At 72.3% G+C, this 11,328-nt stretch carries 9 protein-coding genes; 4 read left to right on the forward strand and 5 right to left on the reverse strand.

Annotated elements, in window-relative coordinates:
* Nucleotides 1-2 precede the first annotated feature (2 nt).
* Complete coding sequence (locus tag WMF42_RS37630) at nucleotides 3-1,373, reverse strand: OmpP1/FadL family transporter (protein ID WP_437687987.1); 1,371 nt, start codon at nucleotides 1,371-1,373, stop codon at nucleotides 3-5.
* Between the two features lie 413 nt (nucleotides 1,374-1,786).
* Here WMF42_RS37630 and WMF42_RS37635 point away from each other — a divergent pair, with 413 nt between their 5' ends.
* Entirely contained in the window at nucleotides 1,787-2,191 is a 405-nt protein-coding gene (locus WMF42_RS37635) for a hypothetical protein (protein WP_437687989.1), read from the forward strand.
* A gap of 106 nt (nucleotides 2,192-2,297) precedes the next feature.
* On the opposite strand, the gene WMF42_RS37640 is transcribed toward WMF42_RS37635, so the two are convergent.
* From WMF42_RS37640 to WMF42_RS37655, 4 genes are all read right to left on the reverse strand, one after another.
* Nucleotides 2,298-3,497, reverse strand: a complete 1,200-nt coding sequence (locus tag WMF42_RS37640; protein WP_437687991.1) for a metallophosphoesterase — start codon at nucleotides 3,495-3,497, stop codon at nucleotides 2,298-2,300.
* An 88-nt stretch (nucleotides 3,498-3,585) separates the two neighbouring features.
* A complete protein-coding gene (locus tag WMF42_RS37645) occupies nucleotides 3,586-4,524 on the reverse strand; it encodes a hypothetical protein (protein WP_437687993.1) in 939 nt (312 codons plus the stop codon).
* A 329-nt stretch (nucleotides 4,525-4,853) separates the two neighbouring features.
* Nucleotides 4,854-6,959: a hypothetical protein gene (locus tag WMF42_RS37650; protein WP_437687995.1), complete on the reverse strand. Its 2,106-nt coding sequence runs from the start codon at nucleotides 6,957-6,959 to the stop codon at nucleotides 4,854-4,856.
* A 58-nt stretch (nucleotides 6,960-7,017) separates the two neighbouring features.
* Nucleotides 7,018-9,033, reverse strand: coding sequence for a SpoIVB peptidase S55 domain-containing protein (locus WMF42_RS37655; protein ID WP_437687997.1), 2,016 nt, complete (start codon nucleotides 9,031-9,033; stop codon nucleotides 7,018-7,020).
* Nucleotides 9,034-9,162: 129 nt separating this feature from the next.
* Here WMF42_RS37655 and WMF42_RS37660 point away from each other — a divergent pair, with 129 nt between their 5' ends.
* The 3 genes from WMF42_RS37660 to WMF42_RS37670 are packed head-to-tail and all read left to right on the forward strand — an operon-like array spanning nucleotide 9,163 to nucleotide 11,188.
* Nucleotides 9,163-9,405: a hypothetical protein gene (locus WMF42_RS37660; RefSeq protein ID WP_061613261.1), complete on the forward strand. Its 243-nt coding sequence runs from the start codon at nucleotides 9,163-9,165 to the stop codon at nucleotides 9,403-9,405.
* Between the two features lie 32 nt (nucleotides 9,406-9,437).
* Entirely contained in the window at nucleotides 9,438-10,406 is a 969-nt protein-coding gene (locus WMF42_RS37665; RefSeq protein ID WP_437687999.1) for an aldo/keto reductase, read from the forward strand.
* The gene (locus WMF42_RS37670) at nucleotides 10,403-11,188 is read left to right on the forward strand and encodes a phytanoyl-CoA dioxygenase family protein (RefSeq protein WP_437688001.1); all 786 of its coding nucleotides are present in this window, start codon (nucleotides 10,403-10,405) and stop codon (nucleotides 11,186-11,188) included. Before WMF42_RS37665 ends, WMF42_RS37670 begins: the two co-directional genes overlap by 4 nt.
* Nucleotides 11,189-11,328: the final 140 nt, after the last annotated feature.

The following is an 11,328-nucleotide window of genomic DNA, read 5'->3' on the forward strand; positions in this document are numbered from 1 at the left end:
GCTCAGAAGCCGACGTCCACGTTGACGTTGAGCACGCCGATGGTCTGCGCGTAGATCCCGCCGGAGTCGGGAGCCCTCGAGTTGCCCGCCAGGCCCGCGGTGATGCTCTTTCCCGTGGTGTCGCGGCTCGCATAGAACAGGTGCGTGTACGACGCCCCGAGGTGCAGCTCCTTCGTGAGCTCGAAGCGCCCCCCCACGGCGAACGAGACATCGTGAAAGTCGGTGGCCGACGGATCCAGGGTGTCGTCGGGCACAGCGTTGGAGTCGTACCCGACGCCGCCGAAGAGCTCGACCGGGGGCTTCGGCCAGTAGCTGACGCCCGCGCGCACGCCGAACGTGTCGTTCCAGCGCCGCGCGATGTTCTGCACAACGCCGGCGGGGTCGACGGCGGAGCCGTCGCTCTCGATCGCGCACGACGCGCCCACCTGGGTGAGGCACTGGTTTTCCATGGAGCTCCACCGCGTCCAGTCGCCGAAGAGCCGGATCTCCACGCGCTCCGCCGGGACGAAGCGGGCGCCGAGCCGGACGATATCGGGCAGCCCCTGGTGAAGCTCGACGGCGGCCGGAGCGCTCGACACGCCGTTGAAGCGGTTGGTCAGCGTGCCCTCGAGCGTCTCGCCCCCCGTGACGTTCGGCCGCGACTGGTACGACGCGCCCACCCAGAGCTTCTCCGGCATCGCCTCGATCAGCGCGCCGACGCCGAAGCTCGCGTGCAGCCCGCTCACCTCGAGCAGCGAGCGCCCCTCGGTGGCAAGGAGGTTGTCGCCGGAGGCGTTGCGGGCGCGGACGGTGCTCACCTGCGTCCGGATCAGGTTCCCCGACGCGCCGAGGCTGAGGCGGAGCGCCGGGATCTCGTAGGCGGCAGCGAGCGTGAAGAACATCGCCTGGAGCGAGGACTCGATGGAGTGCCACCGCTGCACGCCGTCGACGGGCCCGGCGAGATCGCCATTGCCGTCGAAGGCGCTGTTCCTGCCCCAGGACGCCGCGCCGCCGAAGGGCACGTAGACACCGGCGCCCAGCGCGAGGTCGCCGAGCCTGGCCGACGCGCCGAGCATCGGCGAGGCGGCCTCGTTGAGCAGGCGCGCCTCACCTGTGTTCGCCCCCGGCACCGTCACGTCGTCGGACGCCGCCTGCGTGTGCGCGTAGGACGCGGCGCGCAGCGCGAAGGTCCCGTCCAGGAACAGGTGAACTCCCTCGCTCTCGGCGAGGCCTGCGGGGTTGTAATAGACGGCGGTCGGATTGCCGGTGATCGGGTTGCCGTGCTCACCGCCGAACCGCGCGGTCGCGAAGCCGCCGGCGAACGCCGGCCCGGTCCAGACAAGGCCGCCGAGGAGGCCGAGGGAGAGCGCGAAGCAGTGGCGATCGATGAGCATGGCCGGGTGTTCTCGGTACGGGGCGGAGGAACGCGCACCTGCGACAGACCTGCGTGGTAGGGTGTGTCACCTGCCAGCTCGCGGGACGTTCGACCCGATCGAGTCAGATGTCACCTTTCGCACGGTGTCAAATGCTTTTCTCCCGCTCCCTCCGGACATCGCTCGCCTCTGCCGCCCTCTCCTGCGCCGCGCTCCTCGCCGGGTGCGCCGACCCGCAGGGCAGATACGATGACTTCCAGACGCGCGACACCGCGATCCGTGAAAACCAGGCCAGCGGCGACGGTGGCAGCGACGGAAACGGTGGCAACGGCGGTGGTGGGGCCGGTGACTGCCTTCCGGAGGCAGGGGCTCCCGATGGGGACTTCTTCTTCAGCCTTTCTGCGTATCTCAGCCCACGGGCCCCCATCGTCTTCTTGAGCAAGCTGACAACCGAGGCGCGCGACGGCGGCCTGAGCTTCTCGCTGAGCTTCCAGCCGCTGGAGTCCGCCGATCGCAAGACGCCCACGGGCGATCCGGTCGACGTCGGCCCCTACGAGGTGTCCGCCGACGGGCAGTTCACCGCGGAGCTTCCGACGATCGTGGTGCCAGGCAACGCCAACCCCATCTCCGGCAACGAGCTCGAGGCCACCATCACGCTGACCGGCGCCCTCTGCGCGCCCGCCGACTTCGTCTGTGGCGAGGTGACAGGCACGGCGACGCGGCCGATCGCCCTCGATCTCGAGGGATCGACGTTCGCGATGGAGCGCATCACCGATCCCAGCAGCTACCCGGCGCCTGTCATCAACTGCGACAGGGATCCGGCGCGCCCGCTCCCGTGATCGCCTGATCGGCCGGGAGCGCAGGCGCTATCGACGGACGTCGGAGCACGGCGGTATCGCGGGCGAGCGCGGCCGACGGGCCGCGCAGCAGCTCGCCGGGGAGGGCCTAGGCCAGGGCTTCGGCTGCGGCGGTGCCCTCGAGCTCGATCAGCGAGATCTCGGACGGGGCGCCGACGCGCATCGGCGGACCCCAGTAGCCGGTCCCGCGGCTCACGTAGATCTGGGTCTCGCCGTGGGAGGACAGCCCCGCCACGTAGGGTTGATCGAGGCGCACGAAGAGGCCCCAGGGGAAGATCTGGCCGCCGTGGGTATGACCGCTGAGCTGCAGGCCGACCCCGCGCTCCGCGGCCTCCCGGATCTGCTTGGGCTGGTGCGCGAGCAGCACGAGCTCGCGGGAAGGATCCCGCCCGGCGAGCGCGCGCGCGAGGTCGGGGCCATGATCGCGGCCCATGCCGCGGGCGCTCCAGTCGTCGACGCCGGCCAGGTCGAAGCTGAGCTCGCCCTCGCCGATCGTGACGCGCTCGTTGCGGAGCACCCTCACGCCGAGCCGGCGGAGCTCCTCGATCCACGCCTCGACGCCGGAGTAGTACTCGTGGTTGCCCGTCACGAAGAAGACCCCGTGCCTGGCGCGCAGGTCGGCGAGCGGGGCTGTGTGCTCCCGGAGCTCTTCCACGGGGCCGTCGACGAGATCTCCCGTGATCGCCACGACGTCCGGCTCGAGGGCGTTCACGCGCGCGACGACGCGCTCCAGCCACTCCCGTCCGATCGTCGGACCGATGTGAAGGTCCGTGAGCTGAACCACGCGAAAGCCCGACATGGCGGCGGGGAGACGGCGGAGGCGGACGCGCACAGGGCGGACGGCGACCTCGCCGAGGGCGCTCGCGGCGCCGGCGAAGCCGAGGCCGATCGCGAGCGCGCCGACCGCGCCCGCGATGGCGCGCGAGAGGAACGTGCGGCGGTCGCTGTCGAGCGGCGGCTGGCTCAGGAGCGCCGCGACGCCGTGGGCGCCGAGGCGGACGAGCTCCGAGGTGAGCAGGAGGAAGAAGAGCAGGACGGCGAGGCCGACCCACGTGTAGACGACGCCCGCGACGATGCTGCCGATGTGCCGGGGGAGCGTGCGCGTGACGAGGAGGCCGACCGGCACGAGCAACGCGAGCACCACCAGGGCCACGCTGCCGACGCGGTGCCAGAGCGGGCCAAGATCGGGCGCGCGGATCAGGCGCTGCCAGAGGTAGTAGTGGACGCCGGCCACGATGGCGCTGAAAACACCGATGAAGAGGACGAAGGGGAGGAGAGGCCGCTGCACGCGCCCAGCATGACCACGGCCGCGCGCGCCCGCCGCTCCGATCCACGCCGCTGCGGGGATCGACGACACTTTTTAACGGGCCGGGGAGCTAGAGCGTGCTGACGCACACGCCGAACCCCGGAGGGTAGGCGCCGCTCCCGCCCTGGCACTTGGCGCCTGAGCCGCAGTCCCGCGCGCTCCCGTCGATGCGGCAGAGCTGCTTGCACTGGTTCGTCAGCATCGAGCACACGAACCCGGGCGCGCACGGGCACGACTCGCCGGCCCGCCCGGCGCCGGGCGCCACGCAGCTCGTCGTCCCATCCTCGCGGACGATCGTGCAGGTCTGCCCCGCCGGGCAGACGCTGTCGTTCAGGAGCTCGCAGTTCACCGCGGGAACGCAGACAGGGATCGAGACCGGAGCGCCCCCCTCGAGGATGGATTCGGCCATCGGCCGCTCGTCGCAGTACGTTCCAGGCGCGCAGCTCTCGACGTTGCCGCAGCAGTATTGCCGGCACACGCCGCCCTCTCCGTCGGCCGCCGCGCAGCCCAGCCCGATCGTGCAGTCCGTGCCCCGGTGACAGGGGCCGCCCCTGTCGAAGCGGCCCACCGGCTGGCAGCTCGGCATCGCGTCGCCGTCGACGAGCGCGAGCTGGCAATGCAGCATCTGCGCGGGGGACATCCCCGTGCCCGAGCCGCCCTCCGACGACGAGCACTCGCTCGGATTGCCCCCCGGCGTGCAGCCCTCGCCGCACAGGTGAGCGAAGCGCGTGTAAGGATCCGGCGGCCCTCCGGGCGCGGGGATGTTGACGTCCTCTTCCACCGCCGTGGCCCCGCCGCCCCCGCTGAGGCCATCGCTCCCCCCGGCGCCGACGCTGACGACCGCTCCGATGTCGCCCGCTCCGGTGGCCCCCTCCCCGCCCGGTGCCCCCCCCGTGTACTCCGCGGCGTCGCTGTCCGTCGCGGCGGAGTCGGCTGACCCACACGCAGAGGCCGCGGCGATCGAGAGCGCCGCGAGACCAGGAAGCAGAAGGGCACGTTGGTAGCTCATTCCAGGGTCACCAGAAAAGAACAAGCGGAGTGAGCGTATCATGTCCCCATTCAGCATTCATAGAATGTGCCGTCCCAGCATGCTTCCCGTGCACGCTGGCGCAACGTGGGTCGGGACGCCGTCGTGCGCGAGGCGCGGCGTGTGCGGCCCGCGGGAGCGCCGCTCCTGACCGGGCTCCTGGCGCAAGCATGACGCCGGTGTCGCGCCGAGAGCTTCGCCCCGCAGCCGAGGGCTTCGCCCCGCAGCCGAGGGCTTCGCCCCGCAGCCGAGGGCTTCGCCCCGCAGCCGAGGGCTGCGCCTGCACAGAAGGAATGGCGCGGTGACGGCGCCTACCGCGCCTCGATGTCGCGGGTGACCACGTTGCCCGCGCTGTCGTAGGCGCGCACCGCGAGCAGGTGCGCGCCGGGCGGCACGATCGCGCTGAGGTCCGCGTCGAACGGCTCCGCGGCCTCGTCGAAGATGCCGTCGCTCGGGAAGATGGGCCGCCACTCCTCCAGGCCGGCGATCGAGACCTCGATGCGAGCGACCGGACCGAGCCCGTCCACGACCTCGCCCGTGAGCCGGCGCCCCTGCAGCGCGAGCGTCCGGAACAGCGGCGGCGTCGTGTCGACGAGGACGGTCCCCGACTCGAGGCTGTGGCGCAGCGTGCGCTCCGGCGGGTTCGCCAGCTCGTCGCTCGCCTCGACCAGGATGCGGTACTCGCCCTCGGGGAGCGCTGTCGTGTCCCATACGTGCTCGGCGCGTGTCACCTTCTCGCCCGGCTTCAGCATGCTGCGCCAGGTCGACTGGCCCTCCATGCGGTACGACAGCCTGTAGCGGAGGTCGTCCTGATCCGGGTTGTCGACCTTCCACGTGAGCTGCAGCGAGGTCACGGGCTTCGGCGCCTCCCCGCCCGACGACGGGAAGCTCGTGCGCGAGGGCTTCGTCTGCCCCTTCGGCGCCGCCTCGATCGACGTGACCACCGCGCGCGCGTTGTCGGTCACGAACGCGAGCTTCACCTCGCGCAGCACGGCGCCAGGATCGCGGCTCCAGCGCGCGCGAATTTGCACGAAGCGCGCCGGCGGGCTCTTCGTGTCGCCCGGCGCGCCGAGCGCGGGAGACCACGGGCTCCAGGTGCTGTCCGGCGTGTCGGTGTTCCCGGTCCGGGTCTCGAGCTCCAGCGCGCCGTCGGAGCGCCACGTCAGGCGCCCGAACGTCGCCCGCAGGCCGGCGTCGAGCACCTTGCTCGTCCACACCGCCGAGGCGCCGCCGACGCCCTTCACCTCGTGGAACACCGCGGGGTCGGTGGTGGCGATGAACCTGCGCTTCCCGGCCAGCAGGAACGCGCCGACCTGGCGCTCGTCCGTGTCGGCGACGAGCCGCGCGACGTGGTTGTCGCTCACCGTGTAGAGCCGGCCTTCCGCGCCGGTCCCGACGAACGGCGTGAGATCGTCGCCGAGGCCGAGCGAGACGTAGTGGGTCTCGTCGTCGCTCATCATCCGCTCCGCGACGCCGCTCCGATCGAAGCGCACGAGCAGGCCCTTGCCGGGCTTCTGCGCGCGCGCCGGCTGCGGCGACGGCGGCCCGCTCCGGTTGCGCTTCGGGGACGCGAACGCCTCGGCGTACTTGTTGGCGATGGCGTAGATGGCGCCGCCCTTCGCGCCCGGCGCGACGGCGATGGCCTTCACGTCATCGGCGTCGAAGTCGTGGAGCACTGTCGCGCGCCCGGGCGCCGTGAGCTTGTAGAGGAGCGCCTTGCCGTTCGAGCCGGCATAGACGGCGCCGTCGTCCGCGACAGCGACGCTCACGAGGTGCGGCTCGTCGCTGTCGAAGTACACCTGCGCTTTCCCCGTGGCGTCGAGGCGGAACAGCTTCCCCTCGGGGCCTGTCGCCGCGTACAGCGCCTTGGCCCTCGGGTCGTAGGCGAGGCCCCAGACGTCCTCGGTCTGCGGGAGCTCGGCGAAGAGCTTCGCCGGGCCGCCGTTGCCGGCGCCGCGCGGCAGGCGGTACAGCTTGCCGTCAGGGAACGTGCCCGCGATGACGTCGCCGCCGTCCACGATCGCGAGCGCGCTGACCGCCATCTGCCCGGTCGTGGCCACGACCGCCACCCGGCCGCCCGACACGCTGTAGATCTTCCCCTCGTTGCCCGTGCCGAGCAGCACCGTCCCGTCCGGCAGCACCGCGGAGCTCCAGACGGACGTCGCGTCCGGCAGCGGCGTCGCGCCGAGCGTCAGCCCGGCGCGCACGTTGCCGTTCGAGTCCACGCTGACGCCGGTGAGATCGCCGTCCTTGAGGTCCTCGAGCGTCTTGAGCTCGAAGCTGCGCGTGCCCACCGCGTGGGCCGGGAGCGCGACGAGCCCCGCGGCGGCGACGGCCGCGGCGAGGGCCGCGCGCGGAGAGGGTACGGCGTGAGGGCGTGAGGTTCGGGGAGGGGCAGGAGAGCGCTTGGTGCTCATGGATCGCAGGATTGAAGGGGGGTCAGGGAGGAAGAGGGAGGCGGGGAGCCGGCGCGGCTCAGCGGAGGATAGGCCGGACCGTGACGCGCACGGTGTCCTTACCGACAAGGAAGCGCTTGAGGGAGACCGGCACTTGCACCTGCGCGCCGAAGGTCTCGGGCGCGTCGGAGTCGGAGCTCGGGCGCAGCGTGTCCATCGCGCCCGGCGGCAGCCGCGAGGCGACCTTGCCGCGGTACGCGGCGCCGTTCTCCCGCAGCTTGAACGTCGCGACGACGCTCTCCGGGTCGTGGCTCTGGTGCGGGAGCATCGCCACGAGCTCGGCGACGTTGTTCGGCGTCGCCATCGGGCGCTCGACCTCGTAGCCGGGCGACAGCTCGATGTCCACCTGGCCGCCGGCGAGCTCGCGCGGCACCGGCACCTCGATGACGCGCGACTCGACGGGGCCCTGGTGGGGCTGGAGGTCGAGGCGGATCCGCGCGGGCGCGCCCGCGTCGATCTCCGGCTCGAGCACCTTCGCGCCGCGCAGCAGGACGACCTCGCGATCGAAGGTGACCTTCACGCGGGTGTCGACGCGCTCGATCGTGACGTCCTCCCACGGGTTGTTGAGGAGCGAGCCCATCGCCCGGACGAGCCGGCTGCGGACGAAGTCGTCGGCGCTGAGCGGGGTGCCGTTGCCCGCGCCGAAATCGACGAGAGAGATCGTGCCGTAGCGCCCGATCTTGAGCTGGCTCACCGCCCGCCAGGTCATGTCCCGCCGCTCGGCCGTTGTCGTCTCGACAGCGTTGCCGATCGCCATCGACACGAACGACGGCGCCAGGAACTGGTCGTGCGCGACCTCCACGTTCCACGTCGGGTGCGGCGCGCCGGCGACGCCGTCGATCTGGACGCGCATCGGGAAGACCGGCGCCTTCGCCGCGCTGTCGACGACGATCGCGGCCTGCCGGTCGTTGACCAGCGAGCCGACCGACCGCACCGCCTCGCCGATCTTGAAGCTCCGGTTCTGGCTCGCGAGGATCCAGTGCACCCGGGCGATCGCCGTGGGGAGGTTGGTCACGCCGCCGTTCATCATCGGGTGGCCGAAGGCCACCAGCTTGTCGCCCGACACGCGCGTGACCGTGCCGATGCCCATGGCGGAGATGTCGCCGCGCACGAGCTCGACGCCGATCGCCCCGCCGTCGACGTACTTCGTCGGCGCGCCCGGATCGGGGCGCATGGACGAGCCGCCGCCGGCCTGCATCGGATCGAGCCCCATCGGGCCGAGCAGGTCGCTCGCGATGCGCAGCGACGTCCCGCCGAGCCCGCCGAGCATCACCGGCGTCGAGGCGCGCGCGAGGCCCGTCGACTCGGGCGGGGCGATCGCCGACGCGACGCGCGCGGCGATCTGGCGAGCGTGGCCGGCGAGGTCGTAGGCGTCGACCGCCCCCACGAAGCCGCGGCCGCCGTGGCGCCGGGCGGGCGCCGCGGCGCGCGGCGGCGCGCCGCCGATGGCGCTCACCGGGGCGGGCAGCGGGCCGCCGACCCGCGGGGCGATCCCCGGCGGGAGCGGCCGCGCGAGCTCGTCGAGCATCGACTTGATCGGCGTGACGCCGGCGATCGCCTCCGCGCCGAAGAGCCAGCCGTACGCATAGGCGCCGATCATCTTGCCGTTCACGTAGATCGGGCTGCCGCTCATCCCCGCGACGGTGCGGGCGATCTCGAGGCGCGGGTGCTGCGTCTTGATGAGGATGAGATCCTGGTTCGGCCGGAAATTGCGGAGGGTCGAGATGACCTCGACATCGAACTTCTCGGGCGTGGTGCCGGAGAAAACGGTCAGGCCGTATCCCTTCATCCCCGGCTTCACCTCGGAGACGGGCATCGTGTCGGGCGGCGTGGAGATCGCCTGAGCCGTGCCGAGGCCGACTGCGATGCTGCACGCCGCGCCGGCGAGCAGGCTCAGGGGGATGAGGCGCCCTTCACGGTCGACGAGCGCGCGCGCGGCGCCCGCGATCGCCCTCGCGCAGCGGGACGCGCGCGGGACGACCCGCGCGGCGAAGGAGGAATCCGGACGAAAACACGGTGATTCGCGCAGAGGCACGGACCCAGCTTAGCCCGGATTTGGGTGCGGGACAGAGCCGGGGCTCGAGGAGCGCGAGACGGGTCGGCGCGCACCCCGGGTCGATGATTTCCAGCGGCGAGGTGCGCCGCTGACGCTAGGCTTCGCTCCGTGAAGGATATCGCGGCGACCGCGACGCTCATTCTGGCCTTCGCCACCTGGGTGACCGTCCACGTCGCGCTGGCGGCGCGGCTCGTGCTCCGGAGCCAGCCCCGGTGGCGCGGGCTCATCGCGCTGGTCGTGCCGCCCCTCGCGCCGATGTACGGCTTCCGGCAGGGGTGGCGGCGGATGAGCACGCTGTGGCTTGTGTTTCTCATCGTGTACGTGCTCGCGCACCTCGTCGCGCGGGCCTGAGGAGCAGGGCGTGGCCTCTGACGTGATCTGACATGAAGGATGCAATGACGGCGAAGCGGCGCCCGGGCGCGCCGCCGGGCCTCGTCGTGGGCACGATGAACTTCGGCGGCCGCACGCCGCCCGAGGAGGCCGAGCGCGTCGTCCACCGCGCGATCGAGCGAGGGATCACCGCGTTCGACACGGCCAACCTCTACCAGGACGGCGCGTCCGAGCGGATCCTCGGCCGGGCGCTCCGGGGCCGCCGGGCCGAGGTGCAGATCGCCACCAAGGTCGGCCTGCGCCGCGTCCGTGGCAAAGCCGAGGGCCTCGGGCGCGCGCAGGTGATCCGCGCCCTCGAGGAGAGCCTCGGGCGACTCGGCACCGACCACGTCGACGTCTGCTACCTGCACGCGCCGGATCCGGAGACGCCCGTCGAGGAGACGCTCTCCGCGATCGACGCCCTGCTCGAGCAGGGGAAGATCCTGCGCTTCGGGGTCAGCAACCACGCCTCGTGGCAGATCCTCGAGATCATCGCGCGCCGCGACGCCGAAGGGAAGGCGCGCCCCGCTGTCTCTCAGGTGCTCTACAACGCGCTGATCCGCCAGCTCGACCTCGAGTACGCCGCGTTCGCGAGGCGGTATTCGGTCCCCACCGCGGTGTACAACCCGCTCGCGGGCGGGCTGCTGACCGGGCGGCACGCCGGGCCGGACGCGGCGCAGGCGGGATCGCGCTTCGAGGACAACCGCCTCTACCAGCGCCGGTACTGGAGCGGGCGCATGTTCGAGCTCGCGGCCAGCTACGCGGCCGTCGCGGCGGACGAGGGGATGAGCTTGCTCGAGCTGTCGTATGCGTGGCTCGCGGGGCGGGACGTCGTCGACTCCATCCTGGTCGGCCCCGCCCGGATCGAGCACCTCGACGCGGCCGCGGACGCGACCCGGCGCGCGATCTCGCCGGAGGCGGCGCGGCGCATGGATGCGCTCCACCGCGACCACCTCGGCACGGACGCGAGCTACGCGCGGTGACGGACTTCCTGCTGCCCGAGACCAGGACGCTCGACCTCGCGGGCCCCCTCGCCGACTACGCCGCCCGCGGGTACGCGCGGCTCGGCCGCGTGATGAGCGACGCCGGGCTCGCGGCGCTCCGCGCGCGCTCGGACGATCTGATGCTCGGGCGCGTCACGTACCCCGGGCTCTTCTTCCAGCACGACGCCGCGTCGGGCCGCTACGAGGACCTGCCGTACGGCAAGGGGTACCAGGGGCCGAGCACGTCGTACCGCAAGATCGAGAAGCTCGAGAAGGACCCGCTGTTCCGCGCCTGGATCGAGAACCCGCTCTTCGAGCGGGTCGCGCGGTCGCGCATCGAGGGCGAGATCGCCATCTACCGCGCCGTGCTCTTCACCAAGGCCGCTCCCGGCGGGACGCCGCTGCCGTGGCACCAGGACGGCGGCAGCTACTGGGGCCTGGATCGCGACCCCGAGCTGCAGATCTGGACGGCGCTCGACGACGCGCCGCTCGAAGCCGGCTGCGTCGAGGTGCTCGAGGGCAGCCACCGGGACGGGCTCGCGACGCCGCTCGGCGGGGTCGTCCCGAGCGACCGCGTGCGCGCCGCCGACGCGGACGCCCGCAAGATCGCGCTGCCGGCGCGCGCGGGCGAGGCCCTGCTGATCCACAACTACCTCTGGCACTGCTCCGCGGTGAACCGCAGCGGCCAGCCGCGGCGGGCCCTCACCATCTGTTACATGAGCAGGGCGACCCGCTGCCTCAGGAAGAAGAGAGCGCCGCGCGCGTTCACCCCGGTGTTCTGAGCCGACACCGGGAATTGCGGGCGCGGCGGTGCCGTCGGCCACCGCGCTCGGCGAGCCCCCGCCCCGCGATTCGACGATTTTTCACCCCGGCGACGCCGCGTGTCGCCCGCGCACCGTAAGGGTGGACGCCGCAAGCCGCG

The organism is Sorangium sp. So ce176 (genome assembly GCF_051519835.1).
GTDB classification, from domain to species: Bacteria; Myxococcota_A; Polyangia; order Polyangiales; family Polyangiaceae; genus Sorangium; species Sorangium cellulosum_G.

Excerpts from the sequence above, each read along its gene's own strand:
- WMF42_RS37630 (WP_437687987.1), bottom strand. The coding sequence starts at position 1,373 with ATGCTCATCGATCGCCACTGCTTCGCGCTCTCCCTCGGCCTCCTCGGC.
- WMF42_RS37645 (WP_437687993.1), bottom strand. The coding sequence starts at position 4,524 with ATGAGCTACCAACGTGCCCTTCTGCTTCCTGGTCTCGCGGCGCTCTCG.
- WMF42_RS37650 (WP_437687995.1), bottom strand. The coding sequence starts at position 6,959 with ATGAGCACCAAGCGCTCTCCTGCCCCTCCCCGAACCTCACGCCCTCAC.
- WMF42_RS37665 (WP_437687999.1), top strand. The coding sequence starts at position 9,438 with ATGAAGGATGCAATGACGGCGAAGCGGCGCCCGGGCGCGCCGCCGGGC.